Origin of the sequence: uncultured Nitrosomonas sp. (assembly GCF_902826915.1) — a bacterium.
Classification (GTDB): domain Bacteria; phylum Pseudomonadota; class Gammaproteobacteria; order Burkholderiales; family Nitrosomonadaceae; genus Nitrosomonas.
Window position 1 is genome coordinate 1 of sequence record NZ_CADEGP010000060.1, and the last position, 19,847, is coordinate 19,847.

Annotated in this window: 15 protein-coding genes and 3 riboswitches; of the genes, 10 read left to right on the top strand and 5 right to left on the bottom strand. The window is 43.7% G+C overall.

All coding sequences use genetic code 11. The features are described from left to right. Window positions 1–383 precede the first annotated feature (383 nt). Window positions 384–471, top strand: a riboswitch (cyclic di-GMP riboswitch). Window positions 472–577: 106 nt separating this feature from the next. Next, window positions 578–1,738, top strand: a complete 1,161-nt coding sequence (locus QZV86_RS10655) for a glycoside hydrolase (RefSeq protein WP_295627614.1) — start codon at window positions 578–580, stop codon at window positions 1,736–1,738. Between the two features lie 183 nt (window positions 1,739–1,921). Then, window positions 1,922–2,008, top strand: a riboswitch (cyclic di-GMP riboswitch). Window positions 2,009–2,164: 156 nt separating this feature from the next. Continuing rightward, a riboswitch (cyclic di-GMP riboswitch) is annotated at window positions 2,165–2,251 on the top strand. A gap of 107 nt (window positions 2,252–2,358) precedes the next feature. Further along, complete coding sequence (locus QZV86_RS10660) at window positions 2,359–3,525, top strand: glycoside hydrolase (RefSeq protein ID WP_295627617.1); 1,167 nt, start codon at window positions 2,359–2,361, stop codon at window positions 3,523–3,525. 205 nt (window positions 3,526–3,730) lie between these two features. Here QZV86_RS10660 and QZV86_RS10665 read toward each other — a convergent pair whose 3' ends face one another. The 5 genes from QZV86_RS10665 to QZV86_RS10685 form a co-directional block, all read right to left on the bottom strand. Continuing rightward, window positions 3,731–6,172 carry an ATP-binding protein gene (locus QZV86_RS10665; RefSeq protein WP_295627620.1) on the bottom strand — a complete coding sequence of 814 codons (2,442 nt, stop codon included), beginning with the start codon at window positions 6,170–6,172 and terminating at the stop codon, window positions 3,731–3,733. A gap of 666 nt (window positions 6,173–6,838) precedes the next feature. Beyond that, entirely contained in the window at window positions 6,839–8,794 is a 1,956-nt protein-coding gene (locus tag QZV86_RS10670) for a CRTAC1 family protein (protein ID WP_295627623.1), read from the bottom strand. A gap of 94 nt (window positions 8,795–8,888) precedes the next feature. Further along, complete coding sequence (locus QZV86_RS10675; RefSeq protein ID WP_295627627.1) at window positions 8,889–9,167, bottom strand: oxidative damage protection protein; 279 nt, start codon at window positions 9,165–9,167, stop codon at window positions 8,889–8,891. 104 nt (window positions 9,168–9,271) lie between these two features. Continuing rightward, window positions 9,272–10,630, bottom strand: coding sequence for an amino-acid N-acetyltransferase (gene argA, locus QZV86_RS10680; RefSeq protein ID WP_295627657.1), 1,359 nt, complete (start codon window positions 10,628–10,630; stop codon window positions 9,272–9,274). A 2-nt stretch (window positions 10,631–10,632) separates the two neighbouring features. Next, window positions 10,633–11,379, bottom strand: coding sequence for a 16S rRNA (uracil(1498)-N(3))-methyltransferase (locus tag QZV86_RS10685; protein ID WP_295627632.1), 747 nt, complete (start codon window positions 11,377–11,379; stop codon window positions 10,633–10,635). A gap of 167 nt (window positions 11,380–11,546) precedes the next feature. On the opposite strand from QZV86_RS10685, the gene QZV86_RS10690 reads away from it, so the two are divergent. The 8 genes from QZV86_RS10690 (at window position 11,547) to QZV86_RS10725 (ending at window position 19,783) form a co-directional block, all read left to right on the top strand. Next, the gene (locus QZV86_RS10690) at window positions 11,547–12,107 is read left to right on the top strand and encodes a thioredoxin family protein (RefSeq protein WP_292920840.1); all 561 of its coding nucleotides are present in this window, start codon (window positions 11,547–11,549) and stop codon (window positions 12,105–12,107) included. Continuing rightward, on the top strand, window positions 12,107–12,895 hold the full coding sequence (locus tag QZV86_RS10695) for an inositol monophosphatase (RefSeq protein ID WP_295627636.1): 789 nt from the start codon (window positions 12,107–12,109) through the stop codon (window positions 12,893–12,895). The genes QZV86_RS10690 and QZV86_RS10695 overlap by 1 nt, the downstream gene beginning before the upstream one ends. Before the next feature lie 4 nt (window positions 12,896–12,899). Continuing rightward, entirely contained in the window at window positions 12,900–14,351 is a 1,452-nt protein-coding gene (trkA, locus tag QZV86_RS10700; RefSeq protein ID WP_295627639.1) for a Trk system potassium transporter TrkA, read from the top strand. Window positions 14,352–14,362: 11 nt separating this feature from the next. Then, window positions 14,363–15,820, top strand: coding sequence for a potassium transporter TrkG (locus QZV86_RS10705; protein WP_295627642.1), 1,458 nt, complete (start codon window positions 14,363–14,365; stop codon window positions 15,818–15,820). Between the two features lie 129 nt (window positions 15,821–15,949). After that, on the top strand, window positions 15,950–16,336 hold the full coding sequence (locus tag QZV86_RS10710; RefSeq protein ID WP_295627645.1) for a response regulator: 387 nt from the start codon (window positions 15,950–15,952) through the stop codon (window positions 16,334–16,336). A gap of 344 nt (window positions 16,337–16,680) precedes the next feature. Beyond that, window positions 16,681–17,502 (top strand): methane monooxygenase/ammonia monooxygenase subunit C, encoded by an 822-nt coding sequence (locus QZV86_RS10715; protein WP_295627648.1) that lies wholly within the window; start codon window positions 16,681–16,683, stop codon window positions 17,500–17,502. Window positions 17,503–17,696: 194 nt separating this feature from the next. Beyond that, a complete protein-coding gene (locus QZV86_RS10720) occupies window positions 17,697–18,521 on the top strand; it encodes a methane monooxygenase/ammonia monooxygenase subunit A (protein WP_295627651.1) in 825 nt (274 codons plus the stop codon). Further along, window positions 18,521–19,783 (top strand): methane monooxygenase/ammonia monooxygenase subunit B, encoded by a 1,263-nt coding sequence (locus QZV86_RS10725; RefSeq protein ID WP_295627654.1) that lies wholly within the window; start codon window positions 18,521–18,523, stop codon window positions 19,781–19,783. Before QZV86_RS10720 ends, QZV86_RS10725 begins: the two co-directional genes overlap by 1 nt. The last annotated feature ends 64 nt before the right edge of the window (window positions 19,784–19,847 follow it).

The following is a 19,847-nucleotide window of genomic DNA, read 5'->3' on the forward strand; positions in this document are numbered from 1 at the left end:
AAGTTTCCTTTGCGGGTGCGGCGGGTGACATCAAACTCCGAAAAACTCATATCAACTAATTCAACAATATGATTCAGAACATTATTACATCATCATCCGCACCTGAAAATGACTCTAACCGTGCAAAGTTCTTTCTCTGTTTATGAAATAAGGGGGAATTACTCTATTCTTTTTTGTCTAGATGTGACAAGAAGTGTCATTTTATGTGATCTATTATTAGAAAGAATCGTATCTTATAGAAATAATGTCTTGTTACCGCGTAAAGTTTTTATCCTCCGGATTTCCCACTATAGCACTATTTGTATAACATCCATTGTTATTAAAAGTGCGGTACACATCGTGAAAAATTAAATTGTGGCACAGTTTGTGCTTAATTAGTATTGCAGTAAAAAGGGCAAACTCTGCGAAAGCAGAGGGCGCAAAGTCACTGATCTAAAGGGAGCATATCCCAATGATAGCAGGACTGCCAGGCAACGCCACTTGTTTCACTCACGTATGCAGTGACAGGTCACGAGTAATAAAACTTCAGAGCGTATCCATGCAGTTCCTTTCTTGAAACTTTAAGGAGGAATTACTTATGAAAACCAATAATAAATTATTGATTATTAATTCGAAAATACTAACTATCGGCACGAGCATTAGGCCAGCACATATTTTAGTAGCCGCACTATTATTTATTGTCAGTATGATTTTAGTACCCTTGAACGTAGTAGCGGCAACAGCGGATCCTACGGCCGTTAAATGGCATCCGGGGCACTATTACATAATAAAGGGTTCCAGCAAAAATAATGCTACTTACTTGTCACAAGTATATAGCGAGCTTGATGCAACGCCCGCATTGAATGGAATGATGATTCGTTATTTCTGGAATGATCTGGAAAAAGCAAAAGGTGTGTATGATTTTTCATCCATCGATAAACGTCTCGCTGAATTATCCGCCATAGGAAAGCGTCTTGTTATTCAGGTGCAAACAAAATCTTTCAATAAAAGACAAGTTGTGCCAACTTATATGAAGACAGCTGAATATGAAGGCGGGGAATTTTACACTACTGATTATGGCAGTACAGAAATAAGAGGGCGTAATATCAAATTGTGGAATTTCCAAGTGCGAAGCCGCTTGATTGCTTTATTCAGGGCAATGGGCGAACGGTACAACTCACATCCTAATTTTGAGGGTATCGGTATGATAGAAACTGCTTTTGGACAGCCTATTGAGCCAGTTTCAAACGCTCAGATTAATGGCTTCTATGACAACAAGATTGTTGTGCATCAGAAAATGCGTCAGTTTTTCCCCAATACAATGACGATTCAGGAGGTAAATTATCCGCGTCCAATTCTCACATCATTCGTAGGCAGCCTTAAGAATATCGGGACGGCATTGAGTAGTCCGGATCTATTTATTGAAGAAAAAGGGTTACTTTTTGAAGCAACGCAGTATGATCCTCACCAAGGAATTTATAATTACTATTCAGATTTCTCTGGCATGATACCTATGGTTCCCACTGTTATGCCAAAGAACTATAAAAATACGAAAGGTGATGGAAGCGGTTATGTGCCAACTATTTCTCAGATTCTGGCTTTTGCGCGAGATAAATTAGAGGCGAATTATATCTTTTGGACACGGGAAGCACATTACATGCAGGTATTGGAAGTGTTAAATCAAAAGGCGCAAAAGAATTTTCCTGCAGGCGGTTTGAGTCCTGCTTGTCCGGTGGCTTATTCATCTTGCGTGAACTAGAAATGATATTTTCAATAAATTCAATGGATTTTTATAATGTTAGGACGCTGCATTGTAGATAGGAAGTAATAGTCGGAAATGCTAAATTTCTTATATATAACCAATGTGTTTTGTATTTTAAACAAGAGCTTTTCAGATATGGGAACCTATTTAGGGTTGTGGTAGTAACAATTAAGTATTGAAATATGAAAAAGGCAAACCCTGTGAAAGCAGGGGACGCAAAGTCACTGATCTAAAGGGTAAATGCCCCAGGATGGCAGGGCCGCCAGGTAACGCAACTCGTTTTACTCACACATGAGGAAAGGCGAGTCTCAAGTAATAAAACTTCAGAGCGTATCTACGCAGTTCCTGCCTTTTAACTAAATTAAAAGGAGGAGTCAAATGAACATTATTCCACAGTAGCGACAGACACAATCCTGTGTCGCAATTTGAAAAAGGCAAACTCTGCGAAAGCAGGGGACGCAAAGTCACTGATCTAAAGGGCAAATGCCCCAGGATGGCAGGACTGCCAGATAACGCAATTCGTTTTACTCACACATGAGGAAAGGCGAGTCTCAAGTAATAAAACTTCAGCGCGTATCCATGCAGTTCCTACCTTAAACTTTAAGGAGGAATTATTTATGAAAACCAATGATCAATTATTGGCTATCAATTCGGTAACACATGCCAATAACACAAGAATTAAACAAACACATATCTTAATAACGACGCTAATGTTCATCGTAAGTATGGTTTTAGCTCCATTGAACGTGTCAGCAGCAACAACGGATCCTACTGCAGTCAAATGGCACCCAGGGCATTACTATACAATAATGAGCTGGGGCAATAACAATTCTAAATACCTATCCGAGGTATATAGTGAACTCAAAGCAACACCAGCGTTACGTGGAATACAAATGCGTTACTTATGGGCAGATCTTGAGAAATCAAAAGGTGTGTATGACTTTTCATCCATTGATAAACGCCTCGCTGAACTGACTGCGAGGAATAAACGTCTTGTTATTCAAGTACAAACGAAATCATTTGATCCGAATTGGAAACTCGTGCCGGACTATTTAAAAAGCGCTGCATTTGAGAATGGGCAGTTCCCTTTTTCTGATTACGGCTCAACCACTATTAGAGGATACAACATTAAGTTGTGGAATCCCCAAGTGAGGGATCGTTTGATCGCTTTATTTAAGGTACTGGGAGCGCGCTACAATTCACATCCTAACTTTGAGGGTATCGGTATGATTGAAAGCGCTATGGGGCAGCCTCTTGAGCCGATATCCAGTGCTCAAGCGGATGAATTTTATGTGAATATGATTCAGGTGAATCAGAAGATGCGCTTATTCTTTCCCAATACAATGACGATTCAGGAAGTAAATTACCCGCGCCCAGTTCTCAATTCACTCGTAACCCAGCTTAGGGATATGGGAGCAACACTGAGCGGTCCAGATACTTTTCAGGACGAAAAAAGTTTGAATTTTAAAGCTACCCAGTATGATCCCTACCAGGGAATTTATAATTACTATTCAGATTTTTCTGGCATGATGGCTATGGCACCGCAGGTTATGCGAAAAAATTATGAGAATACGAGAAATGATGGAACAGGTTATGCACCTACTGTTTCAGATATTCTGGTTTTTGCCCGCGATACCTTGCACGCCAACTACATTTTTTGGTCACGGATTCCAGAATACAACGATCAGGTACTGGAAGTATTAAACTGGGTTGAGCAAAGAAGCGATCCAGCTGGTGGATTGAATCCAGTATGTCCAACAGCCTATTCGTCTTGTACTGACTAGTAGTCTTTTTTGATAAATTCACGAGAGGCCTATACTGTAAAAGCATAGGCCTCTCGTCTCCCCGAGCTTTGCGAAGATCATCGTTTTGAGTCAAGCAAGATAGATGCTGGTTTTTTTAATGATAATCATTGCAAACCCATGCTCCTTAAGCTTTAGTAACTGATGCGATGAGGGTGCGGAATAAAAAACATAGCCTGGTTTACTATCATTTACCCGGCCGTGTCGGTAGGCGTCGATGTTCGTTTCTAGGATGTTGTAACAATTGACAAGCACGGCGGAAAGTCAACAGTGTTTTTTGTGCATAACCCAGAACCGTATCGGAAGAATAGCCATTTGTTGTACCTTCTGTACTAACACCTGTCGGTAATCCGGTCAATAATGCCAACCCCTGAGTAACATGCTGCATCGTATGGATTGTAAATAAACCTTGTTCTACGGCTTCAATAACTGGGCGATCCAGCATTAGGTGTGATCGGTTCTGATGGGGAATCAACACTCCTTGTTCGCCGGTTAACCCCATTTTATCGCACAGTTTGAAGTAACCTTCAATCTTGTCATTGATGCCTCCAACCGGCAAGACTTCGCCATATTGATTTAGAGCGCCTGTCACGGCAATACTCTGTTTTAGCGGCACATCTGATAGCGACGACAGCAGTGCATAAAATTCTGCACAAGACGCAGAGTCCCCTTCGATGCTGGTGTATTCCTGCTCAAACACAATAGATGCACTAAGTGCAAGCGGTGCAATATGGGCAAATAATCCAGTCAGGTAGTTTTGTAATATCAACATGCCCTTATCATGAATCGGGCCAGACATATCCACTTCGCGGGCAATATTGAGTACCCCGTCCTCTCCCGCGAATGCGCGTGCGGTGATACGTATCGAGGTGCCAAAACTGTGATCGCCCAAATCAATCTGCGTCAGTGCGTTAAGTTGACCCACTTCCGTCCCCTGCACTGTAATAGCGATTTCGTTTTCAAGAATACTTTCCTGTAAACGTAAGTCAGGATAATTATGACGCAGTATACGTGCTTGAAGCGCTGCTGAAATATCGACTACTTCTACTATTCGGCCGTGACGTGCATTGCAAAATGTGGCGCTTTCCAGCAGCAGCATCTCAATGCGTGCGAAAATAGCGCTTTGACGCTTTTGGTCCTCCACTTCTCGGTGCGACTCTTCAAGCAAACGGGCGACCGAAGCCGCCGAGAAATGTGGTAGTTGCGCAACAGCACAGACATTTGCTACGAGTACAGCCGACGCTTGATAAGTTTTTGTGCTGGCGATAAAGCTTGCGGCAAAATCAACTTTCACCCTGAATCGTCGCATAAACTCTGGATCGATTTCTTGCAAATCGTAATATTCGTCACGCGATCCGATCAGAATAATTTTGACATTCACTTCCACCGATTCGGGCTCAAGGGACACGGGCGTATTGGAAGTCAATGCCGATCCTGGTTCTTCGATTTGTAGCCGCTTACTACGCAAGAATCGTCGCAATCTTATCCATAATGAATCATCGGTTAGTAAATCATCGAGGTGCAACATAAGAAACCCGCCATGAGCCTTTAGCAAGCTACCGGCACGAATGCGCATAAAATCGGTTTTTAGCTTGCCATTTTCGAATTGATAATCGATGCCGCCAAACAATGCATATGTGGAAGGATTGTCTTCAATAAGAACCGGTGCACCCTGTACATCTGCATTATCCACTACCAAATTGATCTGATAGCGGGAGAAAATCCGATTTAGTTCTGTCTGCTGCTTTTCTTCCTCAATATTATCCGCTTCAAACAGCATCAGATTGTCGAGGATATCTAATTCCATTTGCGCAAAAAAAGTTTTCAGCCGTTTGTTGTGCCTTAACTGCTGTTGTAACTCTTTTTGGATTTTTTTTGATTCAAGACTCAATAAGGGTTGTACAAGACGTCGTTGCAATGCGGCCAATTCGCTATTTCTTTCTTTTTCTATCTGTTTTAATTCATCAAGATATTGTGCAATCGCTTCACGCAATGCCCGCTCGGCTTGCTCTATTTCGATCCTGCGTGCCTTGGGCAACTTTAATAAATTTTCTGCTGTGAGAATCTCGTTCTTTTCGTCCAGCAAAGTAAAAACAATCTGCTCGTTTTCACGGTGTATGGTGAAATGCAGAGATTCAGCATACTTATCCAGCTTGGTGTAGGCTTGATCGGTTGCTATTTTAAACTTCTTCTCGATGTGATTACTGTTAAGCTTGAAATCCTGTCCGCTCAAGCACTGTGCGATGCCAGTTGGCAACGATTTTGCCAGTCGCAGCAGTAACTGACGCAGCACTCGACCTTGTCCAGAAGGTAAGTGCAAGGCCAACGGTTTCTCTGGTGCGATAAAATTGTGCAGAAAGCACAAGTCTGGTGAAGAATGCCTTTCGGCTGCTGCGGCAATCATCGCTTGATGCAGTAAAGTGGTGCGTCCCGATCCTGCTTCTCCTAGAACAAATAAATGATAATCCGGCTGCATCATACCTAAACCAAAGCGCGCGGCTACTTCTGCTCGTTCTTGTCCAATCCAGGATAACGGGCGTTGCAATAATTCCGAAGTATCTGAAAATCCCAATGAATCCGGGTTGATGGTAATACGTAATTGGGATGGATCTAGCACGTGAGTCGACATATTGGAATAATGATCCGAGGACGATAATGTTTCGCAAATTTCTCGTATTGTACCTATTTAATAGGGACTGAAGAATCTTTGTCAATTGTTATTGGGGGAGTAGTTTTACTGAGTGGATGTTAATAGAGATATATTCTGGCATCTTGATATTTTTCCATCAAAAGATTTGAGAATATTATAGTTTTTGCTATTCGGTAATTCGATTAAAGTGAGCGATAATGGGTACAATAATGGCCGTGCTTATGCTCAAAAAATTGAGGGACTTTGATCGTCAGTTTTCGGTCGCTAGGCTGGATGATGTTCTTCCCATACATAGCGGTATCAATAATTACAACCATCAATTGAATCGACTTACTCGGTGCACATGTCGATTTCGTGTAGTGAATCGAGAAGGTTGTGGTAAGTTCATGTCAAGTTATCGCTGATGCAAGTTTCAGCACTGGATCAGTGGAGTCAAGCTGTATCAGTATGTCTGCTCTAAACAAATTGAGCTGGTGAATCGTACTGCTGTCTTAGTACTTTTAATCACTGTTTCGACCAGTAATTACATGAAAATGTAACGTTTTCGGTCGAAATGGTGATTGCGGGAGTAAGTACCTAGACGATCTATTTCAAGTGATTGTGAGTACTTCAGGGGCGTTTAGGTATGCTTGCTTATGGTCTAAATTACGGACGTGCGCATCCTGAATCTTCCTGAACTACGTGAATCTTGTTAGCAGCAAGTTCTGTAAGGTTCGTGTGAATCCCTGAAGGCCATTCCACAGTTATCGATTCGGCAATTAAATTTTTTGCCAGGCCAAAATGAAGTCGACGATCATCTTGAACACCATTGCGCATACCCCCTGCTTGCAGGCGAGCTTGCTTGATTCCGCCGGCCGTGACTATCACACGCGCACCGATACCATCGCGATTAGATTGGCAACCCACAAGATCAATTTTTAGCCAATGATTACTTCCGCCCTTGTTACGCAAGAGAAATTGACGTCCGTAATTAAATGGATATTCAAGTCTTCCTCCGTCGGTAACTAGCAGGTCGAGATAACCATCATTGTCGTAGTCGGCCATGCTGACCCTTCCGCCGTTGCCAATATTTATGGTGCCTGCTCCGCCTGCATTGAACACAGGTATAAATGTCCCACCAATATTTTCGAGCAAGATATTGTGTCTATTGCGAAGCCCATTAGCGCATGTAATATAGATATCGAGATCCATGTCATTGTCGAAGTCACCGACAGCGATCGAACGACATGAATCTGCTAAGTCATATCCAAAGTTTTCAGCAACAATAAACTCACCTTCGCGTCGGGATAGCATTACCAGTTTACTACCAAGATCTTTGGTCCAGAATTCACGTCCATCTGAAGCAACTTTCTCAAATATACTATCGATTGATACAAATTTTGCTCGAAAATTATCTGCTCCTTGAATCTTAACTCTCCATTCTCTGATACTCGGTATCCATCCTATATAAATGCCTGGTGACGCCTGCAGTTTCGAGTTCACGATGCCGATCATGTCAGGATTGGCAGAATCCAATGTCAATTGGACAGTATACCGTTTCTCGCCGTCGACAACCTCGGGAACAAGCTCTGCCACCTGAATGCCAGATTTACCGGCATGTATCATGCTCGGAGTCCAAGGATCAAATGCGCCATAAATTTGGATAGACAATTTGGTTGGTCCATTGAACCAAAAATTCAGGCTTCCTTTTTCTATTGACGACATTCCATGTGTATCGACAAGAACTTGACGGCGGGTTTTTTTGTTAAGTATCCACGAGCTAACTGTCGGGGCCTGCAAAACTAATAGATCATCTTCAAGATCCCCATCAAAGTCTGCAACTGCTACATCCTGCAAGTATCTAAATTGATGGCGAGATGTTTTAGGTATGGGCAAAGGTTTAGTGCTCCCTAGTCGATATAGCTCCTGAGGGTAAAATATCCAACCGGATGTTAACAAGTGTACAGCCGAATCGAAGTAAGCCAATTGGGTAAACTCTCCGATAGTCTTTTTTGTCATGCCGGGAACAGGGCTGAAAGTTCCATCCTTTTGCTGCAACATCAATCGGCTAGGTCCTAGATCGTCAAATGGACGTTTCACATTGGTCATGTAAAGATCCAAAAGACCATCATTATTCCAGTCCAGCCACAGTGGTGTCCGCCCACGTCCAAAACTATCTTCCAGTCCAAGTATTGCAGCTTTATTGGTTAGCCTACCCATATGGTTAACGTAAAACGCCTTATCGTCAGCAGCAATACCTCCCCGGTTTCCGTAAAGTTCTATGAGATCCTGATCACCATCATTGTCAAAATCAGCCCAAGCGCCGCCATGAGCGTCGCGTAAGGGATCTCCCTCCCAGAATTCCCCCAGCCTTTCACTGAAGGTGCCATCACCATTGTTTATGTACAATTGTGGTCGCGTCGTATGGTTGCCGATCCAGATGTCGAGCCAGCCGTCACCATCAAAGTCGCCCCAAGCTGAACCGTAGCCTGTGTAAAGAGAAGTTGTGAAACCCGCCGATTTAGTTTGATCCTCAAATGCAATTTCAGCGCTTAATGTTTGGATGTGTCCGAGAAAAAAAACAACAGAAAAATAGAGCATTATTCTTAGTAACTTACTCATGTATTATACCCACTTGGAGATGATTATATAGTATTGTAATATGAAAACTTAGATTTGAATTTTTTGTAAGAACCTATGAATGCATTGTCGGAATTCATGATTTGTGATTAGAGGGAATATAACCGGCTGGCTGTTCTGCGCCCGAGCCAAAGAAATGCGCTTCCAATTGCTCGGCCAAGTATTTGCGCGCTTTTGCGTCTGAGAGATTTAAGCGATTTTCGTTGACTAGCATAGTTTGGTGTTCTATCCATTGATGCCATGCATCTTTGGAAACATTTTCAAAGATGCGCTTGCCCAATTCTCCGGGGTAGGTTTGGAAATCCAGGCCTTCGGCTTCACGGCCCAGTTTGATGCATTTTACTATTCTTGTCATTTGTGCTCCAGATCAATCAAAAAAGATGCTCAAAAAGAAAAAACTGTCATTATGAGATGTTCATTTCATCGAATAAACCATCAGTGCATATATGCATGGTAAAGCTACAAGTATTTAACTAATACCTTCGAGCGGCGCTGATAGTTATATAAATTCTGTTTGGCTTGTGGTAATTCGGCGGTTGTGATTTCGCTAAAGCCGTGCTCAATAAACCAGTGTGTCGCATGTGTAGTAAGTACAAATAAGATATCGATACCTTGAGAGATAGCTTTTTTTTCGATATGTTTGAGCAGATGGCTGCCGCGTCCTTGATCGCGATAATCCGGATGGATTGCCAGGCAAGCAAGTTCGCAGGCATGTTCCTCGGGAAATGGATATAGAGCTGCACAACCCAACATGATGCCATCATGTTCCAGCACTGTAAAACGGTCGATTTCAATTTCCAGTAATTCACGGCCGCGCCTGACTAGAATGCCTTCGGTTTCCAATGGTTCAATCAACTGCAAGATACCGCCAACATCTTCAATTTTAGCTTTTCTGAGCGCGTGAAGTGTTTCTTGCGAGATCATTGTACCGATGCCATGGTGCGTGAAAAGTTCTTGTAGGATGGCGCCATCGTTGCCACGATTGATCAGATGCGTGCGTGTCACACCCATTTCACAGGCTCTGGTGGCCGATTGTAGTGATGACCGGAGCGTATCCGATATTAATGGCATTGTTCCAGGGATTTTATTTTCTAAGAATAATTTGCTTTCCGCGACAGTGAATTCACGTGGTAGCGTTCTTAGTGTATCGGTTTCTGAGAATCTGAAACCCACGGTATCCAACAAAAAAATTAGTTTCTCGGCATTGAGTGCTATTGCGACTTCCGTCGCTACATTTTCCATTGTCAAATTGAAGATTTCGCCAGTTGGTGAGTAGCCTAATGGTGAAATCAGCGTTACATCTCCTTGCTCTAAACGCGAATGAATCGCTTGTGTGTTGATCTTGCGCACCTTTCCAGTGTGCATCAGGTCAACGCCTTGTATAATGCCATGCGGGCATGCGGTGACAAAATTCCCGCTGGCGACACGAATAGCCGCATTGGCCATTGGTGAATTGGGTAACCCCATCGACAGCAGGGCAGCAATTTCATGATGCGCGCGTCCTACGGCTTCTTTTGCGCATTGCAATGCTGCGGGGTCAGTTACTCGTATGCCCATGACTGTTTGGGTTTCCAATTGTGATTCATCTAGACGCAGTTGAATTTGTGGGCGTGCACCATGCACTAGTACCAATCGGACACCTAGACTGGCAAGTAAGTTGATGTCGTGAATGAAATGAACAAATTTTGCATCGGTGATCATTTCACCACCAAAACCGAGGACGAAAATTTTGTCACGGAATGCATGGATATAAGGTGCGACTGAGCGAAACCAGGAAACAAATTCAATCATGGAATCTATTTTATTATTGGAAGTCATCATCAATAATCTCCCCAGAGTACCTGCATCGCTGCAACAGTTGCTAAAGCTGCACTTTCGGTGCGCAGTATGCGTTTTCCTAGGCGCAGTGGAATGAATTCGGAATGTAAAATAGCCGTTTCTTCTTCTGGTGTAAATCCCCCTTCAGGTCCGATCGCAAGTGCTATATTGGCAGTGGCAGGTGGTTTAGGGGTGTTTTTTAAACCTTCTGTGGCTTTGGTGGATAGCATGAAATGCAGATCATGCGCGGAACGTATGGCTTTCTTTTGATTCAACCAATCCCATAGAGAAATTAACGGGAGTATTTGCGGTAAATGGTTTCTACCACATTGTTCACAGGCGGAGATGATGATTTTTTTCCAGTGCTGGAGGCGTCTTGAAGAGCGCTCGTCGGATAAATGCACGATGCAGCGTGCAGTGAAAACTGGTTGAATACGAGTTATGCCGAGTTCTACTGATTTTTGTATGATCCAGTCCATTTTTTCGTTGACGCAGATGGCTTGGGCGAGCTCAATAGACAACAATGACTCCCGATCTATGTCGTGATAGGCATCGATCATTACCGTGGCGCTAGATTTTTTGAGCGCTTCAATATGTGCAGAGAATTCTCCGCCAAGACCGTTAAATAACGTAATTGGGTCGCCATTCTTCAGTCGTAGCACACGCGCTGCATGATGTTTATTTTCAGCTGATAATTCGATGATTTTTCCAACAACAATTTCCTCGGGATGATAAAAGCGTGCATGCATGATGGGCTGGGTTTAGGCAAGTGGCGGAGCAAGTGGCAAATTCAATAAATGGACTCATGATAATATAACATGTTATGAATCAGCATTATTTGACCGGCATATAGATTTTAAAGGCAACAAGCTGGAAAAGTAATTTTTGCAATATTATCAAGAGTGGGAGAAGGCATATGGCAAGTTTGGAAACACCGGTGTGTGATTTTGGTTGGAAAGCTATCGATTTTGATTTGCCGGGTGTCGACGGCAAGCGTTATAACCTAGTTTCCGCTAAAGGTGAGAACGGGCTGCTAGTGATGTTCATTTGTAATCATTGTCCATATGTCAAGGCGATACAGGATCGTATTATTCGCGATGTCAATGAGCTGAAGCTCCATGGTGTGAATGCTATCGCGATCATGTCGAATGATCCCGCAGACTACCCAGAGGATTCTTTTGAAAATATGGCCTTGATTGCGAAACAGCTAAATTATCCTTTTCCTTATGTCTGGGATGAAACCCAGGAAATAGCCAAGCAATATGGGGCAGTTTGTACTCCCGATTTTTTTGGTTTCAATAATCAGCTGCAGCTGCAATATCGCGGACGCCTAGATGCCTCGCGCAAAGAGGCGTCGCCCGCAGATGTTCGTCGCGATTTGTTTCAAGCCATGTTGCAGGTTGCCAAAACCGGGCATGGCCCGGAAGAACAAATTCCTAGCATTGGTTGCTCAATCAAGTGGCGTTCGGAGGCATAGTGCTAGAAAATGTTATCACGGCTGTGAAGGAAGTTGCTCAGCAAGTCATTATGCCGCGTTATCTGCGAGTGGACCGTCAGCTTAAAGCAGATGGTAGTTTTTTTACCGAGGCGGATGTTGCGGCACAAAATGCCTTACTGGATAAGTTGCGGAAAATTCGCCCAGCTGCTGCCATGGGTGAGGAAATGACCGAGCAGGAGCAGGAGGCGCAATGGACTGAGGGCAATACAGGTTTGTGGAGTGTTGATCCGATTGACGGTACTTCCAATTTCTTTAATGGATTGCCTTATTTTGCGATTTCAGTGGCTTTTATGGAGCAAGGAAAGGGCGTTTTGGGCGTGATTTATAATCCGGTGACGGATGAGATGTTTTATGCAACTCAAGGCGGAGGCGCTTTTTTGAATGGAGTCGCGTTGCCGCTCAAGCGATATGTTCCTGCATTATCAAGCGCGATGGCAAATATTGATTTGAAGCGGCTTGACCGAAGATTCGCAGCCAAAGTGGCTGCTTACCCGCCGTTCGCCTCACAGAGAAACTATGGAGCTTGTGCGCTGGAGTGGTGTTATACCGCTGCAGGTTATTTTGATTTGTATTTGCATGGTGGACAAAGGCCTTGGGATTATGCGGCTGGATCGTTAATTCTCAAAGAGGCAGGCGGCAGTATGTGTGGTTTTGAGCACGATGATTATTGGGCAGGTTCGCCGTGGCATCGATCTGTGATAGCAGCATTGGATCCTGGGTTATTTATGCAGTGGCGCAATTGGGTGCGTGAGAATCGGAAGGAATAGGTAATTGAAAATTATTATTCTGGGCGCGGGCCAGGTTGGTTCAACAGTTGCTGAAAGTTTGGTGAGTGAAGCTAATGACATTACCATGGTTGACATTGATCCACAGCGTTTGGCATTTTTGCAAGATCGTTTAGATTTGCGTACCGTAGTTGGCAATGCTTCGCATCCTTCTGTTTTAGTCAATGCCGGTGCAAATGATGCAGATATGGTGTTGGCGGTGACCAGGCACGATGAGACCAATTTGGTGGCGTGTAAATTGGCGGCTACTTTATTTAACACGCCTACTAAAATTGCGCGGATTCGATCGACTGAGTATTCGGCATATCCAGAAATTTTCTCAAGCGAGAATTTTTGCGTTGATTTTGCCATTAGTCCGGAACAAATTCTGACAGAGTATATTGAGAATCTGATTGAATTTCCCGAGGCGCTGCAAGTGCTCGATTTTGCATCGGGAAAAGTAAGTCTGGTTGCCGTGCGTGCATTAAAAGGTGGATCTCTGGTTGGGCAACAATTACAGGAATTACGGAAGCATGTTCCTAATGTAGATTCACGTGTTGCAGCTATTTTTCGCAAAGATCGACCGATTATTCCCGAGGGGGATACCGTGATTGAAGCGGAAGATGAAGTATTCTTTATTGCTGCTACTGAAGATATTCGGGCTGTGATGCGAGAGCTGCGCAAAATGGATAAGCCGGTCGAATATGTGATGATAGCCGGTGGTGGAAAAATTGGCAGGCGACTTGGCTTAACACTGGAAAAAGATTATCAGGTCAAGATAATTGAGCGAAATCATCAGGCCTGTGAGCGTTTGGCGAGGGAGTTGAGTAATGCGCTGGTATTGCACGGCGATGTGACGGATGAAACTTTACTGGACGATGAAAATATTGCCGAGATGGATATGTTCTGCGCGCTTACAAATGATGATGAAGACAATATCATGTCAGCATTATTGGCAAAGCGCATGGGAGCACACAAAGTCATTGCGCTGATTAATCGTCGCGCTTATGTCGATTTGGTACAAAGTAGCGGGATAGATATCGCTATCTCTCCTGCGCAAGTCACGATCGGTTCATTATTGGCTTACGTCCGGCATGGTGATGTTGCCGCTGTACATAGCTTGCGTCGCGGTGCGGCGGAGGCACTAGAATTGGTGGCGCATGGCGATGCTAGATCATCTAATGTGGTTGGGCGTAGAATAGATGAGATTAAGTTGCCAAAAGGCGCGACAATAGGGGCTATCGTGCGTGGTCTGCCTAAATCGGAAGGACTGTTCGGTGGGAACTCGACATTGGAGCAAGATGAAATAACTCGCGAATTAAACAGTGGAATCAAAGTCATTATCGCACATCATGACACGATCATTGAATCAGAGGATCACGTGATTTTATTCGTGGTCAATAGAAAGATGATTCGTGAAGTAGAAAAACTGTTTCAGGTTAGCGTTGGTTTTCTGTAGCCCAAGATCACATGAATCGACTTTTCACTGTTGTAAATGTACTGGGTAAGATGATATCGGTATTTGGATTGACAATGCTTATTCCTCTTGGATTGGCATTGTGGGGCAACGATGGCGCGCAGTTAGTCTTTGAAGAATCCATTTTAATTACTTTGAGTAGTGGTTTGATCCTGTGGCTGGTGACACGCCGCTATCATCGTGAACTACAAATAAAAGACGGTTTCCTGCTGGTTGTGTTGGTTTGGACAGTATTGCCGGCTTTTGCTATGTTGCCATTGCTATTTTACTTGTCGGAACTCAATCTTAGTATGGCTTATTTTGAGGCAGTTTCCGGATTAACAGCGACTGGTGGCACGGTATTGTCTGGATTGGATAATCTGCCACCGTCTATCAATTTATGGCGCGGTGAAATGGTTTGGCTTGGAGGAATGGGCTTGATCGTTTTGGCAGTTGCGATTTTGCCATTATTGGGGGTCGGCGGTCGGCAGTTACTAAATGCTGAAATACCCGGACCTATGAAGGAGAGTAAGCTAACTCCGCGTATTGCAGAGACAGCTAAAGGGCTGTGGTCGATCTACGCAAGTCTGACCTTGATATGTGCTGTCGCCTACAAATGGGCCGGTATGGATTGGTTCGACGCTGTTATGCACGCTTTTACGACTTTAGGCTTAGGCGGATTTTCATCTCATGATGCCAGCTATGGTTATTGGGATTCGCCGCTTATAGAGTCAGTTGCAATCATCTTTATGTTGATTGCGGGGATAAACTTTGCAACACATTTTCTGGCTTGGCGGGCAAAAAGTTTAATTTCTTATCGCTATGACTCCGAGGTGGGTTGGTATGCGACGATTATTTTGTTCAGCTGTCTTGGATTAGCATTTTATCTATGGATTAACAATGTCTTTGCCGAGCCGCTGATGGCATTGCGCTATGCTGCTTTTAATGTGGTTTCAGTTGCAACGACTACTGGTTACAGTAATGCCGATTACAGCTTATGGCCGATGTTTGCTCCATTGTGGATGTTGTTTTTATCTGGTTTTTGTACTTCCTCAGGCTCTACCGGCGGCGGCATTAAAATGATCCGTGCGCGCATATTGTATCAGCAGGTATATCGCGAAATCATTGCGATCATGCATCCCAATGCAGTTATTCCAGCTAAGATAGGTCGGAGCGTACTGGCTAATCGAGTTATTTTTGCGGTGCTTGTGTTTTTATTTATCTACTCAGCAAGCATTGTATTAATGGCATTGGCATTAACATTAAGTGGGTTAGATGCTGTTACATCTTTCTCAGCAGCAGTGGCCTGTATTAATAATCTTGGCCCAGGTCTTGGGGGTATTGGGCCAGCAACGACTTATGCATCGCTGACAGATCTTCAAACATGGATATGCAGTTTTGCTATGCTTTTGGGTAGACTGGAGTTTTTTACAGTACTAGCTATTTTTGTGCCTGCTTTCTGGAGGAAGTGAGGTTTTATTTACTGACTGAAAAACTATGGGCAGTGATAATTTATTTTTGAGCAGTATAAACACCTAATAGCAGAAATGACTAATATTATACTGTTTACAAGGTTTGCTTAGTAATCATGAGGAGCTTGCATGAATAATACCGATGTTTTGAAAGGTATTAAGGTTATGATTATTGATGATAGTAGTACGATTCGGAGGAGCGCTGAAATTTTCTTAAAGCCATTTGGATGTGAAGTTATTCTAGCGGAGAATGGTTTTGAGGCAATGTCAAAAATTGTAGATAATTATCCGGATATTATTTTTGTGGATATCACGATGCCGCGATTGGATGGCTATCAAACATGTATGCTAATTAAAAAAAATCCAATATATCAGTCAATTCCTGTCATTATGTTATCTAGTAAAGATGGTTTATTTGATAAAGCTCGAGGAAGAATGGCGGGATCTAATAGTTACCTGACAAAACCATTTACCGCTGACGGTTTATTTAGCATAATACGAAATTATATCGCGTGATACACCGATCGCTGGGGAGTTTAGGGTTTAGCAATAAGGGCTAATATTTGCACATCCGCATTGAATTATAGTGGTTAGCGTTTGTATAAGAATGAAATTGAGCAGAATGTTAGTAAAAGTCCTTTTAAAGAGGAAGGTAATTTTATGACAAATGACTTGACTTTGAACCCCAAGGTCGACTAGCCTGAGAGGTGTAGCTAAAAGTAGGGAAGAAATAGTAGAAGTTAGAGGAAGGTTTTGGCTACCGAATATAGAAGTACTAATTAATTAGTATTAAGAAGTATCAAGGGCGGTATAAGAGAAGAACGAGAAGTAGTTTTGATTAACAGTTAGGAGGTAGAAACATGGCAACAACCTATGGCACAACTAGCGGCGCAGCGAGCGCCAACTATGACATGTCGCTGTGGTATGACTCGAAATATTACAAGATAGGCATGTTAACGATGCTTTTGGTAGCGATATTTTGGATTTGGTACCAAAGGACATTTGCATATTCACACGGTATGGACTCGATGGAGCCGGAATTTGACAAGGTATGGATGGGACTGTGGCGCGTGCACATGACTCTGATGCCTTTGTTTGCGTTGGTAACGTGGGGCTGGATACTGAAGACCCGTGACACCAAGGAACAGCTGGACAATCTGGACACCAAGCTTGAGATCAAACGTTATTTTTACTGGATGATGTGGCTGGGTGTATATTTGTTTGGTGTTTACTGGGGCGGTAGTTTCTTTACCGAACAAGATGCATCCTGGCACCAAGTGATTATACGTGACACAAGCTTTACGCCAAGTCACGTGGTGGTGTTTTATGGCTCATTCCCGATGTACATTGTCTGCGGTATAGCATCATACCTGTACGCGATGACCCGTTTGCCACTGTATAGTCGTGGCACATCATTTCCGTTGGTAATGGCGATTGCAGGCCCATTGATGATTCTGCCGAACGTTGGATTGAATGAATGGGGACATGCATTCTGGTTTATGGAAGAACTGTTTAGCGCGCCCTTGCACTGGGGTTTTGTGATTCTGGGCTGGGCAGGTTTATTTTCAGGTGGTATTGCAGCACAGATTATCACCCGTTACTCTAACCTGACTGATGTAACCTGGAACAACGCAAGCAGAGATATTCTGAACAATCGTGTCGTTCCAGATAAAGTTATCTAAACAAACAGTATCGTTTCTTAATTCGGATGAAACTATCTTCTCCTGCCAGGAATAAGGTGGGGGAAGGTAAAGAATCTCAACTAAGTTACTATAATGGGAACAAGCCTGTAAGGCTGACGATAAGAAGAAGTAGTAAGGGAAGTGTATCGTCAAGTTTTCATATTTAATATCACACGAAATGAAGGGAGAGTCTAGTGAGTAGAACAGACGAAATTATAGCGGCAGCAAAGATGCCGCCGGAAGCGGTCAAGATGTCCAGATATATAGATGCAGTGTATTTTCCAATTCTCTGTATTCTTTTGGTGGGAACATATCACATGCACTTCATGCTGCTGGCAGGAGACTGGGATTTCTGGCTTGACTGGAAAGACCGTCAATGGTGGCCAGTAGTAACACCGATTGTAGGTATCATGTACTGTGCAGCCCTGATGTATTATCTGTGGGTAAATTATCGCCTGCCATTTGGCGCGACACTATGTATCGTATGCCTGTTAGTAGGTGAATGGCTGACGCGTTACTGGGGTTTTTACTGGTGGTCACACTATCCGATCAACTTTGTACTGCCATCAACCATGATTCCTGGTGCGCTGATGTTGGACACAATTTTGTTATTGACGGGTAACTGGCTGATAACCGCACTGTTAGGTGGTGGATTTTTTGGATTATTTTTCTATCCAGGCAACTGGCCTATTTTTGGCCCGACCCACTTACCGTTGGTTGTAGAAGGTGTATTACTGTCAGTAGCTGATTACACAGGTTTTCTGTATGTACGTACAGGTACACCGGAATACGTGCGGCTGATTGAGCAAGGGTCATTGCGTACCTTTGGTGGTCACACCACGGTGATTGCGGCATTCTTCTCAGCCTTTGTATCCATGCTGATGTTCTGCGTATGGTGGTACTTTGGCAAGTTATACTGTACCGCTTTCTTCTATGTTAAAGGAGAAAGAGGACGTATTTCTATGAAGAACGACGTAACAGCATTTGGTGAAAAAGGCTTTGCACAGGGGATTAAATAATGAATATAAAAAGCATTTTTAAACTGGGCGTATTAGGCCTGTATGGAGCAGCGATAGGGGCGGCCTCACTGGCGCTGACGCTGACAGTAGATGTTAAGACAGCGGTGGCACACGGTGAACGTTCACAAGAACCATTTCTTCGTATGCGTAGTATTCAATGGTATGACCTGAAATGGCAACCCAAAGTCACCAAAGTAAATGATCTTGCGAGCATGACAGGGAAATTTCATTTGGCAGAAGATTGGCCACGTGCGGTAGGTAAGCCTGAGCGTGCATTCTTTAACGTTGGTAGCCCAAGCCCGGTGTTTGTACGTTTAAGCACCAAGTTGAATGGCGAACCGACATTCATATCAGGCCCATTGATCATTGGTCGTGACTATGAATTTGAAGTGATACTGAAAGCGCGTATTCCAGGCCGCCATCACATGCATGCGATGGTGAACGTAAAAGATGCGGGACCTATTGCAGGACCGGCAGCTTGGATGAACATTTCAGGCAGCTGGGATGACTTCACCAATCCTTTGACCACGTTGACAGGTAAAACCATTGATTCGGAAACGTTTAACTTCAGCAATGGTATATTCTGGCACATTTTATGGACGGGTCTAGGTGTTTTCTGGATTGGTTACTTTGTAGCGAAACCGATGTTTTTGCCACGTAGTCGTGTATTGTTGGCGTATGGTGACGAATTATTGACATCACCAGCGGACAGGAAATTCGGTATGGCAATGGCGATACTGACTTGTGCGATTGTGTGGGGAGGCTATCGTTATACAGAGAGCGTACATCCTTACACCATACCGATCCAAGCGGGTGAATCTAAAGTAGAGCCGATGCCGATTGCACCGAATCCAGTTGCGATCAAGGTAACACATGCTAACTATGACGTTCCTGGACGTGCGTTACGTGTAACTATGGACATCACCAACAATGGCGATTCAACGGTTAACATCGGAGAATTCACCACAGCGGGTGTTCGTTTTGTAAACCCACTGGGTCAGAAGCATCTGGATCCTGATTATCCAAAAGAACTGGTAGCTACTGGTTTGACAATGGATGACGACAGAGGGATTGAGCCTGGAGAAACCCGTGAAATTAAGATGGAAGCCAAAGATGCGTTGTGGGAAGTACAACGTTTGATGGCTCTGTTGGGTGATCCGGAAAGTCGCTTTGGTGGCTTACTGATGACATGGGATGATGACGGCAATCGTTATATTAACAGTATTGCTGGTGCGGTAATTCCAGTCTTTACCAAGCTATAAGCTGGTATAGCATCAATACACCGGTACACCACTGTCGCAAGACAGCCGGTGTGCCGGTTTTTTT